Source organism: Streptomyces sp. NPDC041108 (genome assembly GCF_055592645.1).
In genome coordinates this window covers 224,825-248,891 of sequence record NZ_JBVIYK010000010.1, presented here as the reverse complement: position 1 = coordinate 248,891, position 24,067 = coordinate 224,825, and the positions used below count along the sequence as shown (strand labels likewise).

General features: G+C 72.7%; 24 protein-coding genes. 5 read left to right on the top strand and 19 right to left on the bottom strand.

What is annotated here, in order from left to right:
* Positions 1-417: 417 nt before the first annotated feature.
* Positions 418-1,050 carry a TetR/AcrR family transcriptional regulator gene (locus ACZ6BB_RS27445; protein WP_471617812.1) on the bottom strand — a complete coding sequence of 211 codons (633 nt, stop codon included), beginning with the start codon at positions 1,048-1,050 and terminating at the stop codon, positions 418-420.
* A gap of 104 nt (positions 1,051-1,154) precedes the next feature.
* Here ACZ6BB_RS27445 and ACZ6BB_RS27440 point away from each other — a divergent pair, with 104 nt between their 5' ends.
* Both ACZ6BB_RS27440 and ACZ6BB_RS27435 read left to right on the top strand, forming a co-directional pair.
* Complete coding sequence (locus ACZ6BB_RS27440) at positions 1,155-2,099, top strand: alpha/beta fold hydrolase (RefSeq protein WP_471617811.1); 945 nt, start codon at positions 1,155-1,157, stop codon at positions 2,097-2,099.
* 22 nt (positions 2,100-2,121) lie between these two features.
* Positions 2,122-2,631, top strand: a complete 510-nt coding sequence (locus ACZ6BB_RS27435; RefSeq protein WP_471617810.1) for a GNAT family N-acetyltransferase — start codon at positions 2,122-2,124, stop codon at positions 2,629-2,631.
* A gap of 249 nt (positions 2,632-2,880) precedes the next feature.
* Here ACZ6BB_RS27435 and ACZ6BB_RS27430 read toward each other — a convergent pair whose 3' ends face one another.
* From ACZ6BB_RS27430 to ACZ6BB_RS27370, 13 genes are all read right to left on the bottom strand, one after another.
* Positions 2,881-3,144, bottom strand: a complete 264-nt coding sequence (locus ACZ6BB_RS27430; RefSeq protein WP_471617809.1) for a hypothetical protein — start codon at positions 3,142-3,144, stop codon at positions 2,881-2,883.
* Positions 3,141-5,729 carry a class III lanthionine synthetase LanKC gene (lanKC, locus tag ACZ6BB_RS27425; RefSeq protein ID WP_471617808.1) on the bottom strand — a complete coding sequence of 863 codons (2,589 nt, stop codon included), beginning with the start codon at positions 5,727-5,729 and terminating at the stop codon, positions 3,141-3,143. Before lanKC ends, ACZ6BB_RS27430 begins: the two co-directional genes overlap by 4 nt.
* Before the next feature lie 64 nt (positions 5,730-5,793).
* Positions 5,794-7,461, bottom strand: a complete 1,668-nt coding sequence (gene mpaP, locus ACZ6BB_RS27420; RefSeq protein WP_471617807.1) for a daptide biosynthesis intramembrane metalloprotease — start codon at positions 7,459-7,461, stop codon at positions 5,794-5,796.
* 264 nt (positions 7,462-7,725) lie between these two features.
* Positions 7,726-8,469: an ABC transporter permease gene (locus tag ACZ6BB_RS27415; RefSeq protein WP_471617806.1), complete on the bottom strand. Its 744-nt coding sequence runs from the start codon at positions 8,467-8,469 to the stop codon at positions 7,726-7,728.
* A complete protein-coding gene (locus ACZ6BB_RS27410; RefSeq protein ID WP_471617805.1) occupies positions 8,462-9,328 on the bottom strand; it encodes an ABC transporter ATP-binding protein in 867 nt (288 codons plus the stop codon). Before ACZ6BB_RS27410 ends, ACZ6BB_RS27415 begins: the two co-directional genes overlap by 8 nt.
* On the bottom strand, positions 9,325-9,522 hold the full coding sequence (locus ACZ6BB_RS27405; RefSeq protein ID WP_471617804.1) for a hypothetical protein: 198 nt from the start codon (positions 9,520-9,522) through the stop codon (positions 9,325-9,327). Before ACZ6BB_RS27405 ends, ACZ6BB_RS27410 begins: the two co-directional genes overlap by 4 nt.
* A 162-nt stretch (positions 9,523-9,684) precedes the next feature.
* Positions 9,685-9,840, bottom strand: coding sequence for a daptide-type RiPP (locus ACZ6BB_RS27400; RefSeq protein ID WP_005482722.1), 156 nt, complete (start codon positions 9,838-9,840; stop codon positions 9,685-9,687).
* A 77-nt stretch (positions 9,841-9,917) separates the two neighbouring features.
* Complete coding sequence (locus ACZ6BB_RS27395; protein ID WP_383890348.1) at positions 9,918-10,091, bottom strand: daptide-type RiPP; 174 nt, start codon at positions 10,089-10,091, stop codon at positions 9,918-9,920.
* Positions 10,092-10,170: 79 nt separating this feature from the next.
* The gene (mpaC, locus tag ACZ6BB_RS27390; RefSeq protein ID WP_471617803.1) at positions 10,171-11,439 is read right to left on the bottom strand and encodes a daptide-type RiPP biosynthesis dehydogenase; all 1,269 of its coding nucleotides are present in this window, start codon (positions 11,437-11,439) and stop codon (positions 10,171-10,173) included.
* Complete coding sequence (gene mpaD, locus ACZ6BB_RS27385; protein WP_471617802.1) at positions 11,436-12,722, bottom strand: daptide-type RiPP biosynthesis aminotransferase; 1,287 nt, start codon at positions 12,720-12,722, stop codon at positions 11,436-11,438. The genes mpaC and mpaD overlap by 4 nt, the downstream gene beginning before the upstream one ends.
* Positions 12,719-13,585: a daptide-type RiPP biosynthesis methyltransferase gene (gene mpaM, locus ACZ6BB_RS27380; RefSeq protein ID WP_471617801.1), complete on the bottom strand. Its 867-nt coding sequence runs from the start codon at positions 13,583-13,585 to the stop codon at positions 12,719-12,721. Before mpaM ends, mpaD begins: the two co-directional genes overlap by 4 nt.
* Before the next feature lie 8 nt (positions 13,586-13,593).
* Positions 13,594-14,649 carry a daptide biosynthesis RiPP recognition protein gene (gene mpaB, locus ACZ6BB_RS27375; RefSeq protein ID WP_471617800.1) on the bottom strand — a complete coding sequence of 352 codons (1,056 nt, stop codon included), beginning with the start codon at positions 14,647-14,649 and terminating at the stop codon, positions 13,594-13,596.
* Between the two features lie 20 nt (positions 14,650-14,669).
* Positions 14,670-15,689 carry an LLM class flavin-dependent oxidoreductase gene (locus ACZ6BB_RS27370; RefSeq protein WP_471617799.1) on the bottom strand — a complete coding sequence of 340 codons (1,020 nt, stop codon included), beginning with the start codon at positions 15,687-15,689 and terminating at the stop codon, positions 14,670-14,672.
* 237 nt (positions 15,690-15,926) lie between these two features.
* On the opposite strand from ACZ6BB_RS27370, the gene ACZ6BB_RS27365 reads away from it, so the two are divergent.
* On the top strand, positions 15,927-16,946 hold the full coding sequence (locus ACZ6BB_RS27365; protein WP_471617798.1) for a helix-turn-helix transcriptional regulator: 1,020 nt from the start codon (positions 15,927-15,929) through the stop codon (positions 16,944-16,946).
* A gap of 122 nt (positions 16,947-17,068) precedes the next feature.
* On the opposite strand, the gene ACZ6BB_RS27360 is transcribed toward ACZ6BB_RS27365, so the two are convergent.
* Both ACZ6BB_RS27360 and ACZ6BB_RS27355 read right to left on the bottom strand, forming a co-directional pair.
* Positions 17,069-17,416 carry a hypothetical protein gene (locus tag ACZ6BB_RS27360; RefSeq protein WP_471617797.1) on the bottom strand — a complete coding sequence of 116 codons (348 nt, stop codon included), beginning with the start codon at positions 17,414-17,416 and terminating at the stop codon, positions 17,069-17,071.
* A 147-nt stretch (positions 17,417-17,563) separates the two neighbouring features.
* Positions 17,564-18,010, bottom strand: a complete 447-nt coding sequence (locus tag ACZ6BB_RS27355; RefSeq protein ID WP_471617875.1) for a hypothetical protein — start codon at positions 18,008-18,010, stop codon at positions 17,564-17,566.
* A 444-nt stretch (positions 18,011-18,454) separates the two neighbouring features.
* Between ACZ6BB_RS27355 and ACZ6BB_RS27350 the strand changes: the two genes are divergently transcribed.
* Entirely contained in the window at positions 18,455-18,940 is a 486-nt protein-coding gene (locus tag ACZ6BB_RS27350; protein WP_471617796.1) for a cation:proton antiporter regulatory subunit, read from the top strand.
* Between the two features lie 71 nt (positions 18,941-19,011).
* Here ACZ6BB_RS27350 and ACZ6BB_RS27345 read toward each other — a convergent pair whose 3' ends face one another.
* Positions 19,012-19,941 carry an NAD(P)-dependent oxidoreductase gene (locus ACZ6BB_RS27345; protein WP_471617795.1) on the bottom strand — a complete coding sequence of 310 codons (930 nt, stop codon included), beginning with the start codon at positions 19,939-19,941 and terminating at the stop codon, positions 19,012-19,014.
* A 214-nt stretch (positions 19,942-20,155) separates the two neighbouring features.
* Here ACZ6BB_RS27345 and ACZ6BB_RS27340 point away from each other — a divergent pair, with 214 nt between their 5' ends.
* Positions 20,156-21,133, top strand: a complete 978-nt coding sequence (locus ACZ6BB_RS27340; RefSeq protein WP_471617794.1) for a TauD/TfdA dioxygenase family protein — start codon at positions 20,156-20,158, stop codon at positions 21,131-21,133.
* Positions 21,134-21,232: 99 nt separating this feature from the next.
* Here ACZ6BB_RS27340 and ACZ6BB_RS27335 read toward each other — a convergent pair whose 3' ends face one another.
* Both ACZ6BB_RS27335 and ACZ6BB_RS27330 read right to left on the bottom strand, forming a co-directional pair.
* On the bottom strand, positions 21,233-23,356 hold the full coding sequence (locus ACZ6BB_RS27335; RefSeq protein ID WP_471617793.1) for a copper resistance CopC/CopD family protein: 2,124 nt from the start codon (positions 23,354-23,356) through the stop codon (positions 21,233-21,235).
* Positions 23,357-23,481: 125 nt separating this feature from the next.
* The gene (locus ACZ6BB_RS27330; RefSeq protein ID WP_471617792.1) at positions 23,482-23,994 is read right to left on the bottom strand and encodes a cupin domain-containing protein; all 513 of its coding nucleotides are present in this window, start codon (positions 23,992-23,994) and stop codon (positions 23,482-23,484) included.
* Positions 23,995-24,067 lie beyond the last annotated feature (73 nt).

The following is a 24,067-nucleotide window of genomic DNA, read 5'->3' as shown; positions in this document are numbered from 1 at the left end:
CGCCGGACAGCCGGGCGAATATTTGGAAAGCGTGTTGGGGGCAACCCCTCACGAGTTCGAATCTCGTATCCTCCGCCAGTGCCTCACCGGGCACGATGTCGAAGGGCCCCACCGCTTGCGGTGGGGCCCTTCGCCGTTGCCCGTCTCGGTTTCCGTCTCAGCTCGTTCCGACAGCTCCCCGCGAGAGATCCTGGCCAGCGGACCGGGCAGGCCGATGGTGCGCCGCCCCGCGCGGGACGTAGTGGACCCGTGTTCGCGGCGGGTCCGTACCTTCTTGGGGCAGCGGCCCGGCCTCCGCCACAGGGAAGGGCACCACAGCCGTGTGCGTACTTGGGGCGCAACCGGTTCTTGCGGATGCGGCCCTGGGGTCGCCCTGCCGAGCGCGTGCTCTCCGGACGGCCGACGGGGCGACATCCGTCACCCAGGATGCGTCGAGCCGCCGTTCCCCTGAGCGCGGAAGATCCGGTCGACGTGATGGCCCAGGACTGCGGCCGCGCACTCCGGGCTGCGCTGACCGACGAGGATGCTCGTGCCGAGGCCCGCGGACATGGCAAGCAGGCTGACCGCCTCCATCCGCACATCGAGGCCGGGTTCGAGCAGATCCGCCTCCTGCGCCTGCCGGAGCAGTTCGGTGACGGCGTCTTCGGCGGCGTCGGGGTTCTTGATGAAGGGCTGGGCAGCGAGGGCCGGGTCACTCACGGACAGGACGGCGTACGAGGTGTAGAGGTAGTGGAAAGTACGGCTCTCCTCGTCGGTCGGCAGGGCAGCCATCAGCAGTGCCTCGACCACCGCGCGCGGGCTCGGGCCGCCTTCGACGTCACGGACGCGGGCGGAGACCCGCTCCCCGAACCTCTCCGCCAGATGCTCCAGGCCGAAGAGCAGCAGCTTCTCCTTCGTCTCGAAGTAGTACTGCACAAGCCGCAGTGACACACCCGCCTCCGCTGCCACATCGCGCATCCCCACGGTGTGCAAGCCGCGCCGCCCGGCGACCCGGACGAGCGCCTCGGCGATCTCGGTGCGCCGTTTCGCGTGATCGACCCGCTTGGGCATCGTCCGGTCCTCCACTCGTCGGGCTCCCACGACCCTTTTTGATGATACAGCCGTATCAGTTTTCGTGGTACGTTCGTATTACGAAAACGATCCTGGAGGTGGCCATGCCCGCGACCACTGCCCGCGCCCAGGCCGAAGTCGGCCGCTATGTGAGCGACACCTGGCGTGACCGTTACTTCGCCGCCTGCGACGCTGTCTACGCACTGGGCGCAACAGCCCTCGCGGAACAGGACGTGGAGACCTCCTTCGGCACGACCCACGTGTACCGCTACGGTCCCGTCGAGCCGGCGGCCCAGTCCCGCACCCCCGTCGTCCTGGTCCATGGGGCGGGCTCCTGCTCGGCCATGTGGTACCCGAACACCCCCGATCTCAGCGCCGAGCGTCCTGTCTACGCCCTCGACACCCCCGGGGACCCCGGACGCAGCGTCCACCGAGCCCCGCTCCATCAACCCGAGCACGCCGCCCGGTGGCTTGAGGAAACGCTGGCCGGCCTCGGCCTCGACCGTGTCCACCTCGTCGGCACGTCCTACGGCGGCTGGCTCGCCCTGAACCAGGCACACCGCGGTCCGGGCCGCCTCGCCTCGGTCACACTGCTCGATCCCGGTGGCCTGGAGAAGGTGGGGCTGCGCTTCTTCGTCTGGATCTTCGCCAGCCTGTTCGCGACCTTCGCGCCCAAGGCGCTGCGCCCGCGTCTGGCGGCGTGGCTGGAGCAACCGGTCCTCGTCGTGCCGGAACTGCGCACCATGATCAGGACGGCCGTCCGCGCCTACCGCATCCGCCGCCCGGCCCCCCTTCCTCTGTCCGAGGACGAACTGTCCACCATCCGCACCCCGCTCTACCTGATACTCGGCAAGCGCAGCCTCCTGCTGCACCCCCGGCGGCAGGTGGAGCGTGTGCCCCGCCTCGTACCCGGCGCCCGCGCCGAGATCATCTCCGGCACCGGCCACGGCCCGCAGATCGACCACGCGAAAGAGACCAACCGCCGGATGCTGGAGTTCATGACCTCCGTCGGCCGACAGGCCACGAGCGGCTCTCCTGCTCATGAGTGATTCCAGCCCGGCAGCCGAGGAGTTGCGGACCGCCCGGCTGTCACTGCGGCGTCCGACCGAAGCCGATCTCGATGCGATCTTCGAGATCCATCGTGATCCCGGGACCTGCGCGCACAATCCCTCCGATGTGCTCGCCCGTTTCGAGGAGGCGGAAAAGCTGTACCGGCGCTGGCACGACCAGTGGGAGCGGTGCGGGTACGGATACTGGGTCGTCCGACGACACGGTTCGGATCATCAGCTGGGTTTCTGCGGGATCAAGTCCATGGACCTGCACGGGATGCAGGTCCTGAACCTCTTCTACCGCTTCGCCACCTCGGCGTGGGGTCAGGGTTTCGCCGGCGAGGCCGCCACCGAGGTCACGGCATGGACGTCCCGTCACGTTCCCGAACTCCCGCTGATCGCCAGGGTCCGGCCGGCCAACATCGCTTCCCAGCGCGTGGCGATCCGGGCCGGCCTGATCCGAGCGGAGCACCTCGATGCCGTCGGACAGGACGGTCTCGACTGGATCTATGCGGCGAAACCGTCTGGCTGAACGACGCCGGGCGGGCGGGCAGTGCTCCGGCCCGATTCCTTCTGATTGCGCTCCATGCGGCATCCAGGCATCCAGGCGTCTCGGCATCTCGCCACAAGGCCGGGCGCAGGCTCGCACGGCTCCCTGCGGCCTCCGCCGGTGCCCCACCGGGCACGCACGTCGAAGGGCCCCACCGTTCGCGGTGGGGCCCTTCGACGTGCGTGCTCGCCGGCCGCGTCCGCGCGGGGGCCGGTCCGGTCGGCCGGTCTCTCAGGTGTGGGGGGTGATGTCGGTCCAGTGCCAGGCCTGTAAGGACGGGTCCGTGAAGATGTGGTTCAGGGTGGGGGCGAGGTTCGGGGCGGGGGCCGTTCCGGGAGGGGGGGCCAGGCGGACGGTGAAGTGGTCGCCCCTGAAATCCGGTTCGTAGTGCCAGTCTTCGGGGAGCAGGGCCAGGAACCGTACGGCTGCCAGGGCGGGGGCGCCGGCCCTCGCGGTGGGGCGGGGTTCGATCAGGACCACGTGGTCGCCCGTCATGACCGGCGGCGGGAGGTCGGGAGGAACGGCAGGCCGCTGCCCGTGCCGAGTGCCTCGTCCAGGGCGAGCAGGACGCCCGCCGTGCCGGTGGCGAGGTCCGTCGACAGGCGGAGCGTCTGGTCGCCCAGGAAGGCGGGGTGGCCCCCGTGGGGGACCGCGTGCCAGCCGAAGGCGGCCAGGTGGCGGCGCAGCGCCGGCTCCTGGTCCGTACCCGGGTGCGCGTGCAGGTGGCGCAGGGCCAGTGTGGCTCCCGCTCGGCCCTGGAACAGGCCCGCCTGGGCCTGGTAGGGCGCGGCCAGCGCGGTGCGGAGGAGGGGGAGGGAGCCGGTCAGGTCCGGCTCGGGGGAGGTCAGGTGCGGGAGCAGCTCGCTGATGACCATCGCCGTTCCCGCCCCGCCCACCGCCAGATACGGCATCCGGCCGATGCCCGGCCCGTTCGACAATTCGGCGAGGTCGTGGCGCAGGGCCTCCGCCGCCACGTGCGGCAGTTTCCGGTCGCCCGTCTCCTCGTACAGCCGCAGCAGGAACAGCGCGGCGCCCGTCGCGCCGTGGAGCAGGCCCGGCCGGGGGCGGGCCGCGTAGGCGCCCGGGGTGCGGTCCGCCACCAGTTCCGCCAGGCGTTCGGCCGCGTCGAGGTGACCGAAGTGGAGCAGGGAGAGGCCGATGCCGGGGAGGCCGGCGAAGAGGGAGCCGTCGACGTCGTCCAGCGGCAGGGCGAGGGCCCGGTCCAGGACTTCGCGCGCCTCGGCGGTGCGGCCCAGGGCGTCGAGGGCGTACGCGATGCCGTGCAGGCCGTCGTAGAAGCCGGGGCGGGGCTCGGCCCAGCGGCGTACGCGTTCGGTCAGCCAGTCCACATGCGCTGCCCGGACCTGCGTACCGGCACCGCCGAGTGCCCACAGGACGCCGGCGGCGCCGTGGGCGAGGGTGAGACCGCCGCCCGGGGTGGTGAACTGGGCGATGTCGCCGGGGAAGAGGCGGTCGTCGCGGTCCGGGGTCGCGGTGGCCAGGATTCCGGCCGCGAGCGAGTCGCGCAGGGAGGGCCAGGCGGCGGGGGTGAGGGTCCCGGGCCAGACCGGGGCTGTCACTGCCGCTTCGTCGCCGACGGGGGGCTCCGCGCTCACGGCGGCCCCCGTGTGCGCGTCCGGCTTCACGACCGCCGGGTTCTCGGCCGTCAGATCCGCTTCCACCCGCTCCGCGAAGTCCGCCGGTACCGGGAAGTTCTCCGTCACCAGGGTGATCAGTTGCCGTGTCTTCTCCGGGCCCCAGCCCAGCACCACCGTCAGCGGCAGGAACACCGCGAGGCGCAGGCAGCCGAGGGCGTACCGGTCGACCGCCGGGCCCGTGCGGCCCGCCGGGGCGCGGAAGCCGGGCGCACCGATCGCCTGGGGGGCCGCGGCCTCGACCGGGGTCGCCGTCTCCAGATCGATGAAGGCGATCGAGTCGTCCGGCCGGACCAGGACGTTGTTGGGGTGCAGATCGCCGAAGACCACGCCCCGGGCGTGCATGGCCCGCACACCCGCGTCGATCTGGTCGAGGACGGACAGGGCCCAGGAGGTGTACGCCGTGAACGACTCGGGGGAGGTGTCGGCGTCCGGGTTCAGCAGCGGGTTGGACTCGTGGATGCGGGTGTGCAGCGAGGCTCCGGGCACGAACTCCCGTGCCAGGAAGTAGTGTTCGCGGCCCTTGCGGTAGTCGATCAGCGGCGGCACGCAGTCCAGTCCCGCCAGCCGCTCCAGCGCCCAGCGCTCCCGCTCCAGCCGGGCCACCGCGTCCGCGCCCTCCTCGTCGAGGCCGGCCAGCGGGCGGGCCTCCTTGAGGAGCACGGTGGCTTCGGTACCGGAGCCCTGGCGCAGGTCCTGGGCCTCGTAGACGCCGCCGCCGTTGGAGAAGTGCAGCGCCCTGACCGCGCGGAACGGGAAGTCGCCCATCGTGCTCGCGTTACGGGCCGCCAGCGACTCGGCGAGGCAGTCCGGCAGCGTCACCCACGCGGGCGGCCGGAAGCCGGGGCCGCGTACGTCGGGGACCAGGCGGCCGTCCGGATCCTCGATGCAGTGCACCGGGTCGCCCTTCGCGTCCCGGCCGAGGCGGGCGACGAACCCGCCGTAGCGGACGTAGAGCGGGCCGGAGCGCCAGCGCAGGTCGCTGAGGATGTACGGGCCGGGCTCACCGCCCACCTCGGCGTCCAGCGCGACGAGCACCCGCTCCAGCTGGGGCTCGTCCAGCGGGTAGACGGTGATGAACTTGCCGCTCGCACCGCGGTCGCCGTACTTGCTGTTGCGCCGGTTCAGGACCTCGGCGCTGCGGATGTACTTGAAGGTGAGCGTCTCGCGGACGCAGTAGGCGCGTACGGCGTCGAGGACGCGGTCGGCGTTGTCCTGGGTCGCCGAGACATGGATCTTCCAGCCCTGGCCGGGGAGTTCGGTGCCCGGCGGGGTCAGCACCACCCAGTCGCCGTTGACGGTCCGGGTCCAGCCGGCGGGCGGTTCCGCCACGGCGTCGGCGGGCTCGGTGGTCGTGGCGGCGATGGCCGGGTCCTCGTAGAACGCGTTGCCCGCCTGGCAGTAGGTCACGTACCGGAGATCCATGGTCGTCGGTCTCCCTCTCCCTCTTCGTCTCGGCTGCTCGAACGACCGGCTTCCCGGCCGGCGGTCACCAGCGCCAGGCCGGTGCGACGTACTTGGTGTAGAGCCACTCCCAGCCCGGCCGGCTGCCCGCGTCCAGCTGGGCCGCGCCCGAGCCGTCGGCGGGGGCCCGGTCCCGCCCGTCGCCTATCTCCAGCGGCAGGCCGAGTGCGGGGGTCGGCAGGGCCTCGCTGCGGACCGGGATCAGCGCCGACAGCGGGGCCATGGCGTCCGTGCCGTCCGCCCCGTCGACGGCGACCGTGGCGGTGCCGGTCTGCGTGCGGGTCGCGATGCCCGCGCGGTAGAGGCGTACCGGGGCCCCTGAGGTGATCAGCGCACGGTCGGTGGACTGCGGCAGGAGCAGCGTGAGGCGGCCGTCCTCGGCCGTGGTGTAGCCACCGTTGACGGTGTACGGGATCTGGACCAGCTGCCCGAGCACGGCGACGGCGGCCGCGGCGAGGGCGAGCACCGCGCCGAGGCGCAGGGGGCGGCCGCCCGCCGTACGGGCCTCGCGGGCGAAGCGGCGTACGCCTCGCGCCAGGTGGTGGAGGAAGTAGCCGATGCCGCACAGCACGAGGAGCGCGCCCAGGGCGCCCAGGCGCTGGAGACTGTCCGACCACAGGGTGATCGCGCCGGCCACGATGTAGAGCGGGAAGGTCATGCAGAGCAGGCCGAAGGGGACCGCCCAGCGCACACCGGGCAGTTCGCGTCGGTAGCCGGTGCCGCCGGCCAGCAGGCGGGCCAGCCACCTGCGGGCGTCGGTCATCGCCCGGTCGCGCAGATGCGGGATGTCGAGGTGGCTCATCAGCGCGATGTAGCCGTCCAGTTTCACGAACGGCAGGAGGTTGAGGACGCCGGAGAGATAGGTGACGACGGCGTACACGAGGATCCCGTCGCGCGCCGCCGAGGCGCCCATGAAGAGGGTGGCGAGGGCGGCGGCCCCGGCGATGACGGTCTGGGTGGCGATGCCGGCGAGGGCGACCCGTACCCGTTGCTCCTTGCGCGGCAGCCGCCAGCCGTCGGACACGTCGCAGAAGAAGGCCGGCGACATGTAGAAGAGCATCATGCCCATCCGGGTCGGCCGTCCGCCGTAGTACGTGAGGACCGCGCCGTGGCCGATCTCGTGGACGGCGGTGGTGGCGAGCACCGCGCCGATCACGCACAGGTAGAGCAGGGGCGAGAAGGGGCGCCCCAACGCGCCCTGGAGATCGACCGCCCGGAAGGCGAGTGCGAGCAGTCCGCCGATGGTGACAGCCGAGGCGGCCACGGCGGCCCTGCGGTTCGCGGCGGCCGCCACCAGCGGGGCGAGGCGGGCCAGCATCCGGTCCGGCTTGAGGAGGGTGAACTGCAGGGTGAGCGGCGGGACGAACCGGAACCAGGAACTGCGGTCCTTCTTCGGTACGCCGTCGTCCAGCACCTTCGCCCCGGCGAGCGTCCGCACCGCCGAGCCGACGTCGGCCTGGGTCCAGGGCGCGCCCAGGGCCTCGGCCAGGTCGTCGTGGTCGCGTACGCCGTCGACGGCCCGGACGAGGTTGGCCAGGTCCTCCTGGAGGCGGAAGTACTGGTGGCTGCCGCGCTGCACCACCCAGGGCGCGCCCGGCTCGGCCGGCTCGTGGACCACCACGTCGGGGGCGAGGCGGGGACGGGCCAGCCGCTCGGGGGCCAGTAGTACGGCACCGGCGGGTGTGCTGGACATGCCTGGTTCTCTCCTCGGGACGGCGGGACGGCGGGACGGCGGGACGGGGGGACTGCGGGGCAGCGAGGCAGCGGGGGGGGGCGCGGGCGGTGTCGGCGGCTCCGCGTCAGCCGGTCTCGGGGCATGCCGCCGGGCGACGTCGCGGTGGTGTCTGACGCGACGTCGGACGGCGGGCGAGGCGAGGCGGGACGCAGTGAGGCGGGACGAAGTGAGGTGGGGCGAGATGGGGTGAAGGCCGTCGGGTGCCGACGGCCGTCGGGGTCGTCAGACGACGTCGCGGGCGGTGAACAGCTTCCGGGCGAGCAGCGCGGCGGCGGCCAGCCAGCCCGTGATCACCAGCAGCGCGAGCGGCGTGGACAGCAGGTCGGGCTTCTGGTCCCGGTAGACGGAGCTCTGGGCGATCGTCATCAGGTACTTCCCGGCCTCCGGCACCAGCACCTGCACCGCCGGGTCGACGACCAGGGTCAGCGCGACGACGGTCACGACGGCACCCACCTGGTGCCGGACGATCCAGCCGACGAGCGCGCCCCAGGGAGCGGCGAGCGTGTTCACGGCGAAGACGCCCAGCAGGATCAGCCAGGTCTCGCCGTGCCACGCGGGCTCGGTCCCGTTGGCCGCGAGTGCACCCCAGGCGGAGGCGAGGGACAGCACGGCGGTGAGCAGGGCGGCGAGGGCGCCCACGGCGGTGGCGGTCAGCACCTTGGCGGCCAGCAGGCGGGTACGGCCGCCGCTCATCAGGACGGAGCGGCCGATGGCACCCGAGGTGTACTCGCGGGACACGAAGACCGCGCCGAAGAGGGAGGTGAAGAGCGACATCATGAACCAGGAGCGGACGATGTCGTCGGTCACGGCGGCCCGGCTCAGGGTGCCCTCCTCGACGGCCGTGGCCCCCTGGGAGGCGTAACCGAGGGCACCGAGCACGGACATCAGGACGCCGCACCCGGCCAGGATCAGCCAGCCGCGGCCGGTCCACGCCTTGGCCCATTCGCCGGCGAGCAGGTTACGCATGGTTCTGTCCTCCGACAGCGGATGAGGCGGCCGATGCGGTCGAGGCGGCTGCTGTGCCCGAAGAGGCCGACGGGGCCGACGCGGCCGATGCGGACGACGGGGCCGACGAGGCCTTCGCCGGGTCGACCAGGGCGAAGAACCGGTCTTCGAGGCGTTCCCCTTCGCCCGCGCCGACCAGTGCGTCGAGCGGACCGGCGTACCGCAGCGAACTCTGGATGATCACTACGTCGTCCACGGTCTGCTCCACCTCGGCGAGCAGATGGCTGGAGACCAGGACGGTCCGGCCCTCGTCGGCCAGGCCGCGCAGCAGGCCGCGCAGCCAGCGGATGCCGTCCGGGTCGAGGCCGTTGGCGGGCTCGTCCAGGACGAGGAGTTCGGGGTCGGGGAGCAGGGCCGTGGCGAGCGCGAGGCGCTGTTTCATGCCGGTCGAGTAGCCCTTGACCGGGCGGGAGGCCGCGTTGCCGTCGGACAGGCCGACCAGGTCGAGGACCTCTTCGACACGCTGCTCGGGCAGACCCAGGGTCCGGGCCCAGATGGTGAGTTCGCGTCGGGCGCTGGCTCCCGGCAGCGGTCCTACGGCGTCCATGCTGACGCCCACCCGGCGGGCGGCGTGGGGCAGTTCGGCGTACGGGCGGCCGAAGACGGTCGCCTCGCCGGAGGTCGGGCGGCACAGGCCGAGGAGCATCCGCAGCGAGGTGGTCTTGCCGGCTCCGTTGCGGCCGAGGAGGCCGACGATCCGGCCGGGCCGGACCTCGTACGTCAGGTCGTCGACGGCCGTGACCTCGCCGAAGCGCTTGGTCAGGCCGCGCAGGGCGACGACGGGGGCGCCGGCGGTGCTCGACGCGTTCGCGGTGCTCAACGGCGTTCCTTACGGAGGTTGGCGCCGATCCGGACCAGGCAGCTCAGCATGACGGCACCGAGGCCGATCATGACGAAGATCTCCAGGCCGCCCGTCAGTTGCGAGGTGGCGACCGCCATGCCGAGCGGGATGAGAGCGCAGGCGAAGGCGAGGTTCTTGTTCTCGGCCGCTGCCTTGTCTCGGCTGTTGGCCATGCTGGACTCCTTGGTCGGACGGGGTGGGACTGGGGTGGGGGGAGGGAAGGGGAAGCGAAGCGCGGATTCCGCGGTGGCGGCCCGGGGCCCTCTGCGGGCCCGGGGACGCCGCCGCGGAAATCCGTATGCGGTTCGGCTACCGCTGCCGGCCGATCGGCCGGATCAGGTGGCGATGACCGCGCTGGCGACGGTGCTGATCACGACGCCGGTCTTGAAGCCGCTCCAGAAGCCCGGGGCCTCCATGGCCTCCAGCTCCTGCATGCCCAGCTCCAGCGACGCGTCGAAGCCGGTCGGCTCCTGCGTGACGTTGTCCTTCATATCTGTTTCCCTCCCGTTGAGTTGAGACTGGATCAAGTCGAGTGGCAGTCGAGCGGTGTCGATCGCCCTCGAGTGAATCAGGTGATGATCGAGACGGCGACGCCCGTCGAGACACCGACGGCCGACACGACCGTCGCGCCGACGACGACGCCACCGGCGGTCCACCAGCCCGGGGCCTCCATCGCCTCGAGCTCCTGCATGCCGAGCTCCAGGGCGGAGGTGAAGTTGTCGTTCTCGAAGTTCTCCTGCATGGGAACTCCCCCTTTTCTCATGGGTGTCGAGAGCTGTCGCTCTCTTTTCCGCCCGCTCCCGGGACCGGGAGCGGAAGTCTCAGATGTGCGCGGTGCGCACGGTGCGCGCGGTCGCGGCGGTCGCGGTGGTCGCGATCTGCGCGGTGGTCGTGCCGAGCGCCGCGTCCAGCAGGCGGCGTACGTCCTCCGCCCGGAGCCCGCCGAGCATCGGCAGCCCGGCGCCCCAGGCCCGTACCGTCCGCTCGGCCAGCGCCTCGATCCGTCCCGGGCCGTCGGCGGTGAGCCGCCGGCCCACCCGCCAGTCGTCCATCAGGGCGGCGATCCCGTCGGCCGGGTCCTCGGGCAGGGCCCGCGCCCGGTCCGGCGGCGCGGCGTCGCGCAGTCCGGCCCACATCCGGCGCAACCGTGGCGCGGAGCCCAGCCGGGGCTCCCCGTCGAGCACGGCCCGCCACAGGTGCGGCAGCAGTGCGGCGACGGCGGTCATCTTCCGTACGCCGAGGGCCGACGACATCTCGTTGGCGATGAGCCAGCCCTTGACCGCGTACGGGTCGCGGCCCTGGTGCAGCCATTCGCCGTGCGTGAGCCCGCTGAGCTTCGCGATGTCGAGGCGGAGCGCGTCGTCCGGCTCCTCCCCCCGTACCGCCTCGTAGCCCAGCTGGACGAGCCGCCGGGCGACCGTCTCCGTCAGCCGGTCCTCGGTGCGGTGGTCGTCCCGGTGGTCACCGGCGTACGGACTGACCGCCCGGAACAGTGCCTCCAGGACGCCCTCCACGACCAGTTCGCGGGGCAGCGTGGCGGTGGCCGACGGATCGAGCAGGGCCGCCTCCGGCCGCAGTACGCCGCCGAGGATCAGCCGCTTGCCCTGCGGGTACGCCAGGCAGGCGACCGCGCTCAGCTCGCTGCCGGTGCCGAGGGTGGTCGGTACGGCGAGCAGCGGGACGGTACGGGTGACCTCGCCCGGCAGGCCCATCAGGCCGCCGCGCTGGGGCACCGTGAGGCGGGTGTACGCGACCGGGTTGGCCCGCAGCAGAGCCGCGATCTTCGCCAGGTCGAGCACCGATCCCCCGCCGACGGCGACCACCAGTCCGACGCCGGCCGACTCGTCGGCCAGATCTTCGGCGATGGCGGCGGCCGCGGCGAGATCACCGGGGCCGGCGGTCAGGGCGGTCTGTGCCGTCCGCCAGTGGGCGCGGCCGAGGCGGTCGCGTACCAGGGCCGTGATCCCCGCCGTCGCGACAGCGGTGTCCACGAGGAGGGCGGCCGTGCGGCCCGCCCCGTCGGGGAGCCACGCCGTGAGGGCGTCGGGACCGATCAGCGCCCGGGTCGGTCCGCCCCGGCCGTGACTCATGCCGGTACCTCCGCCGGTATCGGCCCGCGGGTGAAGAGGGCGAGTCCGGCGCGGATGCGGTCCATCAGCTCGGTCAGTTCCGCGTCGGTGTAGGTCAGTGCGGGGAAGAGCTGGATGCCGTGGACGCCGGGGTGCACGATGGCGCCCGCCGTACGGATCGCGGCGACCAGCTCGGGTACGCGGGCCTGCGGCAGCGGTTCCCCGTCCGGGGTGGTCAGCCGCAGTGACCGGAAACAGCCCACGCCGGTGGTGCCCGTCACCCAGGGGTGCTCGTCGACCAGCCGGGACAGCTCCGTGTCCAGCCGTTCGCCGAGGGCCCGGCCGAGGGCGACCGCGTCCAGGCGGCGCATCTCGTCGATGGTGGCCAGGATGGCGGCGCAGGTGACGGGGGTGCCGGCCTGCGTCTCGCCGTGGGTCAGCATGGCGCCCGCAGCGTCGAAGGCGTCCGCGACCGTGTGCGCGGCGATGACGGCGGCGGCCGCACCCGTTCCGTTGGTGAGCCCCTTGGAGGTCACCAGGAGGTCGGGCCGGGCGGACCAGCGCTGGGAGGCGAAGAAGTCGCCGGTACGGCCGAAGCCGGTGGCCACTTCGTCGGCGACCAGAAGGAAGCCGTACTCCTCGCGCAGCCGCAGCAGCTCGTCGACGTACTCCTCCGTGAGCGGCACCGCCCCCGAGCCGAGCACCGGCTCGACGACGACGGCCGCGACCATCGTGCCCTGACGTTCCATCAAGGTGCGGATGCCGACCGGGTCGTTGGGGTCGACGTGGCGGATGAGGCGCTGATCGACGCCGTACACCTGCTGTCCGAGGTCCTCGCCGGTCAGCGCGAAACTGCCGTACGTCAGACCGTGGTAGCTGCCGCGCAGCCCGACCACGAGTTTGCGGCGGTCCTCGCCGCGCAGGGCGTGGTAGTGCCGGGCGAGCTTCATGACGAGGTCGTTGGCGGCGCCGCCGGAGGTCGAGAAGAGGACCCGGCCGTAGGTGTCGGTGCCGCACAGCTCGACGAGGGCGGCGGCCGCGGCCCGGGCGTAGGTGTTCTCGTAGCGGAAGACGCTCAGGTACGAGGCGTCGCGGAGCGCGTCGGCGGCGGCCCGGGCGATGGCCTCGTTGCCGTAGCCGATGTTGGTGTTCCACAACCCGCTGGAGGCGTCGAGGAGTTCACTTCCGTCTGCGTACCGGACCCGTACCCCGTGCGCGGAGACCGCGCAGAGCGCGTCCGAGCCGTGCAGGGCGGGGGCCAGCAGGGACGGCCACAGCGCGTTCCTCGTGTTGCCGGGACTCATGGGGTGACCTCCGTTTCGAGCAGTACGTCGTGGTGGCGGGAGCCGACGGCCGGCAGCGGGTGCCGGGCGCGGACGGCGAATCCGGCGGCGCCCAGCTCGGCTTCGAGGAGGGCGGCGGGCAGGACGCCGACGCTGGTCGTGGTGACCTGGACGGGGCTGTCGTCGTCCGGGATCAGTGCGGGGAAGACGGTGACCGTGCGGGCGCTGTCGCCGACCGCCCAGTGCTCGTACATCCGGTAGGCGCGGCCGCCTTCGGCCTCCACCACCAGCTCGGCCTCGGCGGGTTCGCCGGAGTCCGTGTCCATGCCGACGGTCGACAGGAGGAACCGTCCGCCGGGCGCCAGGTGACGGCGTACGGCCCGGTAGAGACCGGTCCGGCCGCGTTCGTCGAGGAGCGAGACGGAGGTGGTGCCGAGGACGATCACCGGGAAGGTGCGGTGGAGCGCGAAGTCGCTCATGTCGGCCTCGACGACCGTGCAGCGCTCGCGCAGGGCGGCGGGCGCGGCGGCCAGCCGGTCCTCCAGGAGCCGCAGCATGTACGGGGAGAGGTCGAGGGCAGTGACCTGTCGGCCCAGCGCGAGCAGCGGCATGGTCAGCCGCCCGGAGCCGGCCGCCAGGTCGAGGACGTCGCCGGGCAGGGTCCGTACGAGACCGGTCAGTTCCCGTACCTCGTGGGTGCTGCAGCCGGCCACGTCGTGGTAGACCTGCGCGCCCGCTTCGGCGTAGAGGTCGCCGGTGACGGCACGGGAGCCGAGCCGGGCGAGCAGTTCCCCGGCCCGTCCGGGAACGGCCGTCGTCGGGGCGGTGGTGGTCGTCGCGGCGGTTGTCGTCGGGGCGGTGGTCGTCGTCGGGGCGGTGGTCATGGTGGTGGTCACACTCCGGCCCGGGCGAGGAACCGCTCGATGCGTACGGTGTGGTCCGGATCGGCGTACTCCGCCGCCGCCTCGGCCGAACCGCAGGCCAGCAGCGCCTCCACCGGCGTGGCCGCCGCCCGTTCCACGCTGAAGGTGCGGCCGGGGGCAGGGGCGTGCACGTACACGTCCTGGTCGGTCCAGAGCAGGAGCGGCGCGTCCGCGTCCCGCAGGTCGGCGTCGGCCCCGGCGGCCAGCGTCTGCGTGATCCGCCCGCCGAAGCCGGAGACCCGGATGTCACCGTCCACGCCCCGGGCCCGCAGGGAGCGGATCGCGCCGAGGGCGGCCAGGTAGCGCCCGAGCCAGGGCCGGGCGGCCAGTGCGGTCTCCCGCAGGCCGGGGTCCACGACCGCGCCCAGGCACACCCCGCATGTCGTCCGTGCGCCGCTGTTGAGCCGCTGCCACTGCGCGTCGAGGAGGTCGGGCCCGTCGCCCGCCGTGCCGAGACGGGTACCGCCCGGCGCGGTGGAGACCGCGCCGTCCGCGTCGACGTACAGCCGGTGCCGGGGTCCGGCGGCCGGTGTGCGGTCGGCGCCGAGACCGGGGAGGTCGGCGAGCTGGATGGCGGGGTGGGTGAGGAAGTCGGGGAAGGTGCCGTCGAGCAGGGCCCGGTCGGCGTCGGCGAGGAAGACGTCGAAGTCCGTGTCGTCGGCGATCCGGACGAGCGTCGGCCCGGCGACGGACATGTACTCGCTGATGCCGTAGCCCTGGATCTGGAGGTAGAAGCCCGCGCCCGGGGAGAACTCCCCGCCGGCCCCGGCCAGCGACCCCTCGTACCCGACGACGCGGCGGCCGTCCGCCGCCGGCTCCTCGCCGGGCGCACCCGGCACGAGGACCAGCGTGTCCGCTCCGACGACTCCGGAACGCAGCACCGCCGTGAGGTGCTCCCGGTTCTCCAGTACGACGGTTTCCACGCCGTCGTACGAGAATTGAGGCCCGCTTTCGGCGGCGGTTCCGGCACGGGCGCCGGACTCACCGGTCCCCCAGTGAATGAGCCGCTCTTTCAGATCAGCCATTGTTTCGTCTTCCCCCACGGTCAGGCGGCCAGGGCGGCCAGAATTCGCTTCGTTTCGTCCAGGGCCGCTTGTGGGCCGTACAGATTGCAGACACCGGTCAGATTCAGGACGACCTCGTCCACCCCCGCGTCCCGGAACGCGCCCAGTTTCGCGACGAGTTCGTCCGGGTCCCCGCTGAGGAACGCCCCGCCGTCGACGAGCGCCTTGGCGTTCGCCGCCGGGTCGTCTCCGGCGACATCCGTGCCGGACCGGCGCAGCATGTCGATGTAGTGGGCGCCCTGGAGATGCGCGGCGTTGCTCGCGAGCGCCAGTTCGGCGGGTTCGCGGTCGGGCCGGGCGAGGGCGAGCGGCACGATGGTGGTGAGCCTCGGGGTCCTACGCCCCTTGCCTCCCACGCCCACCTCGCCGGCTCGGCCTCCCTTTCCGCCCTGGCCGTCCGGCGCGTCGGCCGCGCCCTCGCGCATCGCCGGGAGCACGGTGTCACGCAGGTAGTGCGCCGGAGTCAGCCAGGTCACGGCCACATCGGCGACCTCACCCGCGAGCCGCGCCATGCCGGGCCGCAGCACACCGAGCCCGATCTCCACACCCGGCGCCGGGTAGCGCGGCATCTCGGCCCGGCAGCTGAAGTACTCGCCCCGGACGTCGACGCGGTCCCCCGCCAGCAGGCCGCGGACGATCGAGAGGTACTCGCGGGCCGCCGTGAGCGGACTGCGGTACGGCTCGCCGAGCAGCGACCGCTGCAACGGCCGGCCGCCGGGCCCGAATCCGGCGATCACCGGCTGCCCGGTGGCCATCGCCAGCGAGCGGGCCTGGAGCGCGGCCTCGTACGGGTGGCGGAGCGGCATGAGCGTGACGCCGAGTCCGGTCGGTACGCGGAATCCCGCTCCCGCCGCCGCGACGAAGCCCTGATGCGGTTCGATCATCACGGACTGCCCCTGCCAGAGGCGGCTCGCGTTGCTCCAGTGCACCAGTCCGGCGTACGGAAGGATCTGCTCCGGCCGGCGCGGAAGAAAAGGCAGGAGTACGGAATAAGAAGTCACGCCCTTGTCCCCCGTTTCTCGTCTCTCGTCGTCATTCGTCGATGCCGCTCGGCATCACATGCGCTGCTTTTCTTTTTCTTCTTGTGCTTCTTTTTCTTCTGTCGGCGTTCGTTCGTTCCGACACAGAGAACAATGCCAAACCGGAGCAGCCCATCGGGCAGTTCCGGAGGGCTACTTGCTGCCAGTGACCGTGCAGCTTGTTGCAGGTACTCTCATCGGTGATCAGACGGAGGCACCATGGGGGAATTGTCCGTACTCGGACTCACCGATACGGAAGAGGGCATCTACCGGCACTTTCTGCGGAACCCCGGCACGACGGCCGAGGACATCCAACTGCTGCTGCACGTCCCGTTGGACGAGATCGCGGGAGCGCTGGAGCGTCTGACCGAACTCGGCCTGCTGCACGGAACGGAAGGGACCGGAACCGGAGCGGACGGCGGGCCCGAGGTGATCTCCGCCGCCGATCCCGAGACCGCCGTGGACCGGCTCACCGACCTGCGGCTGCGTGAACTTCACCAGCAGCTCCAGCAGGTCACCCAGTCCCGGCACCTGATAGCCGGCCTGCGCGCCGAGCAGAGCGTGAAGGAGCAGCCCGACTCCGGGAGGATCGAGCGCCTGGAGGATCTCGGCCAGATCCGGGGCCGGATCGACGACCTGGCGTTCTTCGCCCGCGAGGAGATCCTCTCGGTCGAGCCGTACACCGAGCTGACCCCGGCGAACATCGCGCACGCCCGGCCGCTCGACACCCGCTGTCTGCGGCGCGGGGTACGGATACGCAACGTCGTCCTGCGCGAGGCGCTGGACCACGCGCCGACCGTCGGCTACCTGCGCGACCTCACCTCGCTCGGTGCGCAGATCCGGGTCGCGGACACCATCGCGGAACGGCTCCTCGTCTACGACCGCCGCACGGCGCTCGTCCCGGTCGACCCCGCCGACACCCGGCGCGGCGCACTGCTCGCCCGGGAGGCGGGGCTGGTCGCGAACATCCTGGCGCTGTTCGAGAAGATCTGGGACCAGGCCACCGATCTCACCGTGCTCATCGACGAGGGGGCGGGCGCGGAGGACGGTGGGCTCACGGAGATGGAGCAGCAGGTCCTGGAAGCCATGTGCCACGTCGGCAAGGACGAGTCGGGGGCGCGCTCGCTGGGTGTGTCGGTGCGGACGTACCGCCGCCACGTCGCCGACGTCCTGCGCATCCTGGGCGCGAGCAGCAGGGCGCACGCGGCGCTCCTCGCGCGGGAGCGCGGCTGGGTGTGAGGCCGCCAGGCGGAAGCAGCACACGAAGCAGCACATAGGGGGTGCCCCCGGCGATCAGTCGCCGGGGGCACCCCCTATGTGCTGCCGTACTGCCGTACTCCTGCGGTACGGCGGCCGTACGGTTACTGCTTCGGCTTCTCGATCTGCCAGCCGTTGACGGGCTTGTCGGTGCCGGCGCCAGGCTCGCCGCAGAGCGGCAGCCGGATGGGCAGCGGGGTCGCGCAGACCCGCTCGACGATCGGATCGACGACGGGCCCGAGGACGGTCACCCTCTGAACCTGCGCCTGCGCCTGTACCCGAACCTGCGCCTGAGCCTGGGCCTGGGCCGAGCCCTGTCCTCCCACCACGGCGAGCGCGAGCGCCGCACCCGCCACCACCGCGGCCTTCTTGAACCCGGTGAACCCGGTGAACCCGGCGAGACCGGTGAACCCGGCGACCTCAGCGAACCCTGTGCGTCCCTTGAACCTCACGACGTACCCCCGTTTGTTGTCCCCCGCGCGTTCCGGGCCGGTCGTGCCCCCGCGGTGACTCCCACTCTGCCAACGGAAAACCGCAGGCAGGACAGCGATTCGTGTCAGCTTGCTGCACGCGCTCACTCAACTTCATGCCAAGCCCGTTCAGCGGGCCGGGGGCCGGTCCCAGGGGTCGGGCACGGGTGGGGGCGGCTGGGCCGTGGTCAGGCGGCGGTAGGCGGCGCGGGCCTGGAGCAGGCGGGCGAGGACGGTGCCGGTGAGGGCCGCGGTGAGCAGACAGACCAGCCAGAAGGTGTCACGCGGGTTGGTCCAGGTCAGAACACCTGCGGGCGGGATGGCGAACCCGTTGAGGAACAGCCAGCACAGGGCGGCCGTGCCGGGGGCCGCCGTGAAGCGGGCGTACCCGCCCAGGAGCGCGGAGAGCAACGACAGCGCGGCCAGGGCCAGGCCGGGCTGGTCCGTGCCGACCAGCGTGTTGAGGAGCGCCACCAGCGCCATCGCGCCCGCGAAGGCCGTGGCCCACACGAGCGGGGTCGCCACGGGCTGGGGGACGGGGCGGGGGCCGGTCCCCAGGGACACCCACTGGATCACGGGCACGCTCCCGAGGTCCTGGGGGCGCGTACTCCGAAGGTGCCGGAGGCTCCGAAGGCGCCGCGGGCTCCAGCGGTTCCAGGGGCTCCGGAATCTCTGGAGTCTCTGGAGTGTCCGAAGAGAATGGGTATCTCCTCGGCGTAGGGCGTGAGAAGGCCCGCGCCGCAGGTCGTGGGGCCGTCCGCGATCGTTCCGCCGGTCACCGGGGCGCCCGACGCGCGGGGCCGGCGGGCGGCCGCCGCATGGGTTGTGGGGGCACCCGTGACGATCATGGCGGGAATCCTTTCGGTCAGCCCCCGGAGCCGCGCCGGGGGCGGTCCGGGGTCGAAGGGGGATTGTTCCACCGGGGAGCCGGTCCCGGAGTCGGCCGCCGGATTTCCGGGTCTCGTCAGGGTGGCACCGACGGTTGTCCGATGACATACCCGAATCAGACAGGGGCCGGCCGTGGGTGCTCCGCGACTCAGCAGTACGCCGTTGCCGGGGACCGGGGTTCGCCACGACCTCACGACCAGGGAGCAGCGGCGGATCTCGGTGGTCGCCCACAGGGACGGGGCCCGGACGCTGAGCGCCTACCGGCAGGACGATCCGGACGCGTGCGCGCTGTCGATGCGGCTGTCGCCGGGGGAGGCGACCGCCCTCATCGACGCGCTGATGCCGGACCACCACAGCCCCAATCTGCTGTCCACCACGGAGCTGGGGCTGGTCGCGGAACGGATCGAGCTGGCCTCGGCGTCCCACTGGAACGGGCGCGTGCTGGGCGACACCCGGATGCGGACGGAGACGGGCGCGTCCGTCGTGACCGTACTGCGCCGGGCCGAGGCGATCCCGTCGCCGGCACCGGACTTCCGGCTGGCCGGCGGGGACACGCTCATCGTGATCGGCACCCGCGAGGGCGTGGAGACGGCCGCCGCGATCCTCGGGCGGGGGTGACCTCCCTCACCGGCCCGTACGCCTGGCTCTGGTTCTCCCCTGCCCCCTCACTCTCACCTTCCGTCTCACGCTCACCTTTCCTTTCGCTCTCCCCCTCCCCCCTCCCCTTCCCCTTCCGCTTCCCCTTCGTCGAAGCTGGCGAAGTACGCGGCCGCCATGTCCTCGTCGGCGTGCCCCTGGGCTGCGGCGCGGGTGAGGCGGGCGGCACCGGCGGCGGCGATGTCGAGGCGTACGCCGTGTCGTCGGCCGGCCTCGACGATCAGACGGGCGTCCTTCGCGGCGGTCGAGACGGCGAAGGACGGCGGGGAGAGGCGGTCGTCGAGGACGAGCGCGGACTTGGCGTGCAGATAGCCCATGTCGAGCGGGCCGCCCTCGATGATCTCGAAGAAGGACCGCGGATCGACGCCGAGGGCCTGGGACAGGGCCAGCACCTCCCCGGCCGCGTTGGTCGCGGCGAGCACCCAGCTGTTCGTCACCAGCTTGAGCCGGGTCGCGGTGCCCGCCGCACCGTCCTCGCCGGTCCAGACGGTACGGGCGCCCACGGCGTCGAAGACAGGGGTCACCGTCGCCCGCCCTTCGACCGGGCCCGCGGCCAGCACCGTCAGCTGCCCGGCCTCCGCGGGCTGCCGGGTGCCGAGGACCGGGGCGTCGTAGAACACCAGCCCTAGCTCACCGGCCAGCGCGGCCAGTTCGGCGACGCCCTCCACCCCTGCGGTCGTGGACTGGACCCAGGCCGTGCCGGGGCTCAGCGCGGGCGCCGCCTCACGCATCACGTCCCGGGCCGCGGGCCCGTCGTACAGGATCGTGAGCACCACATCGGCCCCGCGCACGGCCTCCGCCGGGCTGTCGACGACCCGCGCTCCGTCGGCGGTGAGCGGCTCGGCCTTCTCCCGGGTGCGGTTCCACGCCCGTACGGTGTGACCCGCGCGGACGAGGCTGCGGGCCATCGCGGCGCCCATGATGCCGGTACCCAGGACGCTTACGGTGAGCTTGTCGGTCATGACGTCAACTTCCTGCCGCGTACAGTGCGTTGGCAGTTTCGCAGTCCGGGGCGGGCCCAGGGGCGGTACGACACCGGACGCGGACCCACTTGGCGGCCTCACCGCACCCGGCTCTCCAGCCGTCCGATCAGGACACTTTCCCGGCCGCACCGCATGCACGGGCGGCCCCGGGGGAAGACCGGGCCTACGACCTGCGTCGAAGGGCGAGCGAGCGATGAGCATCGACACGAACACGTCCTCCGGGGGACCGGAGGACGGCCTGGACGTGCGCCCCGCCTCCGGGCACATCGGCGCCGACATCCACGGCGTGGACCTCGCCGGCCCGCTCGACGACACCATCGTCGCCGGTATCCGGGCCGCGCTGCTCCGCTGGAAGGTCGTGTTCTTCCGGGGGCAGCGGGTGGACCACGCCGGCCAGATCGCATTCGCGCGCCGCTTCGGGGAACCGGTCCGGCTGCGCGCGAGGGGCTCGGTCTCACCGGCCGCGTACCCCGAGATCGAGACGACGGCCGACCGTCAGGAGCTGGGCCGCAAGCACGGGATGGACCAGGCCGAATGGCTGGAGCGCCGCCGCCACTCCACCCTCCGCGGCTGGCACGCCGACCACACCGCGCGCATCGACCCGCCCGCCCTGACCCTGCTCCGCGCCGAACGCGTTCCCCCGTACGGCGGCGACACCACCTGGGCCAACCTCGCCACCGCCTACGCGGGCCTGTCGGAGCCGGTGCGCAGGTTCGCCGACGGGCTGCGCGCCGAACACCGTCTGGGCGTCGGCTATCTCGCCCGCTCGGGCCCCGACCCGTACCTCCGCCATCTCCAGGACCACCAGGTCGCGTCCGTCCACCCGGTGGTCCGCGTCCACCCCGAGACCGGCGAACGGATCCTGTACGTCAACCCGTACTACGTCGAGAACATCGTCGACGTCACCCGGGCCGAGAGCCGGCTCCTCCTGGAGATGTTCGTCGAGCAGATCACGCGTCCCGAGTACACGGTCCGCTTCCGCTGGGAGCCGGGTTCCGTGGTCCTGTGGGACAACCGGGCCACCGTCCATCTCGCCCCCGGCGACGCCGCCCATCTGGACTTCCCGCGCATCATGCACCGCGTGATGATCGCCGGGGACCGGCCCGTCGGCGTCGACGGCACCCCCTCGAAGTCGCTCTGCGGCGGGCCGCTGCACGAGCGAAGCGAGTAGCGGCCGCCCGCCGCAGGGCGGGTCACTCGGGCCGGAGCCGCGCCGCGGGCCACCCGCCGTACGGGACCGGGTGCCGCACCCCGGTCGGCGCCGGCCCGGCTAGCTCACCCGTACCGACTTCTCCACGGTGACCTGGTCGATCTCCGTCGTACGGACCGTGAGCCTCATCGTCCACTTGCCCGGCAGGGGGAGCCGGAGCTCGTCGGTGACCCAGTAGCCGCCACGGTCGGTGATCTTCGCGTCGATCGGGCCGATCTTCTGGGCCTTGAGAGTGAAGGTGAGCCGCAGTTCGGGGACGGTGGCGATGCCGCCGTCGGGGCCGAAGACCACGGCCTGCACGGAGTTCTTGCCGACGCGCCCGGGGCCGAGGTCGATCTGGACCTTGCCGTGCCCGTTCGGGGTGCCGACGTCGAAGGGGATCGTCGTCGAGGAGGCCGTGACCCCTCCGGCCGCCTCGTTCGCGCTCTCCTGCGCGATCTCCGCCGCCGCCCGGCCCGGGAGTGTGCCCGTCAGCACGGTCGTGATCACCAGCACGACGACCGCGACGGTGAACTCCGCGAGCACGGACCGCCGAAGGAGCCGACGCGGCACGTCCGCCGCCGAGGAATCCTCGGCCGACGGGCCTCCACGGTCGCTTCGACCGCCGTCGCTTCGACCGCCGTCGCGGCGTTCATCGGCTCCCTGGTCACGGGAGGGCGTGTCGGCGGCGGCTCCGCCGGAGGGCGCGTCGGCGCCCCTGTCCGACACCTCGCCGCCGACGGCCCCGACGCGCTCGGACACGCGTGCCGCCACCGCCACGGCCGCCCGCTCGGTGACCTCGTCGGTGGCCCCGGCCCGATCGACGGCCTGCACCGACTCCCCGGCGTTCACCGGCTCCTCGGTACTCACCGGCCCCCCGGTACTCACCGACCCCCCGGCCTTCACCGGCTCAGGAGCCTTCGCCGGGGCATCCCCCAGCCGCCCCGTCCAACGCCGGGAGAACGCCGCCGCGACCAGCAGGAGCAGCACGGCGACCAGCTTGGCGACCAGGACCTCCCCGTACGCCGTGGAGGTGAAGGCGGACCAGGAACCGAGGCCGCGCCAGGACTGGTAGACGCCGGTGACGACGAGGACGGTCACCGAGACGAAGGCGAGCCTGGAGAAACGGTTGACCACAGCGGCCGACAGCGTCTCGGGCTCCCGGTACAACACCGTGAGCAGCGCGGTCAGTCCGCCCAGCCAGACGGCCATGGCGAGCAGGTGCAGCACCGAGGAGGTCATCGCGACCGGCACCTGGATACCGGCGGAGGCGTGCTCGGCGGCCGCCCAGGTCCCGGCGAGGCCCACGGACAGCAGCGCACCGGTGACCAGCGCGCCCCTGCCCCACACGTCCCCCTGCCGGCGTACGCGGACGAGCAGGAGGGCCGCCGCCGCGAGCAGCGCCAGCCGGGCCAGCAGGGCGAGGCCCGGCCGGCTCACCAGCGTCTCGCGCAGCACGGAGAGGTCGAGGGCGGCCTCGACACCGGTGCCCCGCTCGTACGGTCCGCGGAGCAGCAGCAGGACCGCCGAGGCGAGCAGCAGTGCCAGCCAGCCGGCCGGAAGCAGCTTGCGCAGCGCCTCGCCGGGGCCCCCGAGCACGACCGCGAGGAAGAAGGTCACGCCGATGAGCAGGGCGAGGGCGCCGTACGCGAAGTAGCGGGTGATGTCGTAGAGGGAGGAGGTGAGCGGGTCCTCGGTGAGGTCCGCGGGGAGAACCGGGGTGGTCGCGGAGGGCTCGCCGATCGAGAAGAGGAGGGCACCCGAGATGGGGTGGCTGTCGGCCGAGACCACCCGCCACGCGATCGTGTACGTGCCGTCGTCGAGGCCGGTGGGCAGGGTGACGCTGGCCGTGTCCGACCGGCCGCCCGCGCGCCCCGGCTTGCCCGTGTCGACCGCCCGGTTCTCCGGGTCGACGACGCGGATGGAGTCCTGCAGGAGGCTCACGGACTCGGTGAAGCGGAGGGTGATGTCCTTGGGGGCGGCGTCGAGGACGCTGCCGTCGACGGGATCGCTCCCCTTGAGGGCGGCGTGCGCGGACGCGTTGCCCGCGCCTGCGAGGAGGAACAGGATCAGAGCGGTGCCCAGCAGCACGAGGCGTCGAACCCTACGGCTCAGGCCGCCTCTCCGGTCCACGGACCGGTCTCCGCCCCTGCCGCTGTTGCCGACCCCGTCCTCGACTGGGTCGCTGTACCTGCGTCGGTCCACGTAGTGCTCCGGATCCACGGTCGCCGGCTGTCGGACTCCTCGAACAGGTACGGATGCCACGAACGCCGCGTTCAACGCGGTCCGCACCGGCCCGGCCCGTGCTCGGGCCGCCGGCCGCCCTCAACCTACGCCCGCCCCAGCTCCCCGATCTCGGCGGCCCGGTCCGGGTACAGCAGCGCCAGCTCCGCCGCGTCGCCGTGCTCGTACCCCTCGAAGGTGAAGCCCGGCGCCATCGTGCACCCGAACAACGTCCAGCCCTCGCCGTCGCCGTCACCGCCGTCACCGTCACCGCCGCCGTCCAGGACCCTCGCCCCCATCCAGGTCCCCGCGGGCACGACGTACTGCACGTGCTGCCCGTCGAGCACCCGGGGCCCGAGGACGACGACCCGCGAGGAGCCGTCCGGGGCTAGGAGCAGCATCCGGAGCGGGTCACCGAGGTGGTAGTGCCAGATCTCGTCGCCGGGCAGCCGGTGCAGCGCGGAGTAGTCGCCGGGTTCGGTGGTGAGCAGGGCGACGATCGCGGTCCCCTCCGGCCGCCCGTCGTCCCGCTCGGGCCCCGCCCACGTCTGCCGGAAACGGCCGCCCTCACGCGGGATGGGCTGCAACTCGTAGTGCGCGATGAGGTCTTCGGGAGTCATCCGACCGAGGCTACGCCCGCCGGCCTCCCCACCGGCCGAGAACACCGCTCCGGCCCACCGGCCGAGAACACCG

Coding starts and splice junctions, on each gene's coding strand:
- ACZ6BB_RS27330 (WP_471617792.1), bottom strand. CDS start 23,994: ATGACTCCCGAAGACCTCATCGCGCACTACGAGTTGCAGCCCATCCCG.
- ACZ6BB_RS27440 (WP_471617811.1), top strand. CDS start 1,155: ATGCCCGCGACCACTGCCCGCGCCCAGGCCGAAGTCGGCCGCTATGTG.
- ACZ6BB_RS27445 (WP_471617812.1), bottom strand. CDS start 1,050: ATGCCCAAGCGGGTCGATCACGCGAAACGGCGCACCGAGATCGCCGAG.
- mpaD (WP_471617802.1), bottom strand. CDS start 12,722: ATGAGTCCCGGCAACACGAGGAACGCGCTGTGGCCGTCCCTGCTGGCC.
- ACZ6BB_RS27365 (WP_471617798.1), top strand. CDS start 15,927: ATGGGGGAATTGTCCGTACTCGGACTCACCGATACGGAAGAGGGCATC.
- ACZ6BB_RS27340 (WP_471617794.1), top strand. CDS start 20,156: ATGAGCATCGACACGAACACGTCCTCCGGGGGACCGGAGGACGGCCTG.
- lanKC (WP_471617808.1), bottom strand. CDS start 5,729: ATGGATCTCCGGTACGTGACCTACTGCCAGGCGGGCAACGCGTTCTAC.
- ACZ6BB_RS27430 (WP_471617809.1), bottom strand. CDS start 3,144: ATGACGGGCGACCACGTGGTCCTGATCGAACCCCGCCCCACCGCGAGG.
- mpaM (WP_471617801.1), bottom strand. CDS start 13,585: ATGACCACCGCCCCGACGACGACCACCGCCCCGACGACAACCGCCGCG.
- mpaC (WP_471617803.1), bottom strand. CDS start 11,439: ATGAGTCACGGCCGGGGCGGACCGACCCGGGCGCTGATCGGTCCCGAC.
- ACZ6BB_RS27400 (WP_005482722.1), bottom strand. CDS start 9,840: ATGAAGGACAACGTCACGCAGGAGCCGACCGGCTTCGACGCGTCGCTG.
- ACZ6BB_RS27395 (WP_383890348.1), bottom strand. CDS start 10,091: ATGCAGGAGAACTTCGAGAACGACAACTTCACCTCCGCCCTGGAGCTC.
- ACZ6BB_RS27415 (WP_471617806.1), bottom strand. CDS start 8,469: ATGCGTAACCTGCTCGCCGGCGAATGGGCCAAGGCGTGGACCGGCCGC.
- ACZ6BB_RS27405 (WP_471617804.1), bottom strand. CDS start 9,522: ATGGCCAACAGCCGAGACAAGGCAGCGGCCGAGAACAAGAACCTCGCC.
- mpaP (WP_471617807.1), bottom strand. CDS start 7,461: ATGTCCAGCACACCCGCCGGTGCCGTACTACTGGCCCCCGAGCGGCTG.
- ACZ6BB_RS27345 (WP_471617795.1), bottom strand. CDS start 19,941: ATGACCGACAAGCTCACCGTAAGCGTCCTGGGTACCGGCATCATGGGC.
- mpaB (WP_471617800.1), bottom strand. CDS start 14,649: ATGGCTGATCTGAAAGAGCGGCTCATTCACTGGGGGACCGGTGAGTCC.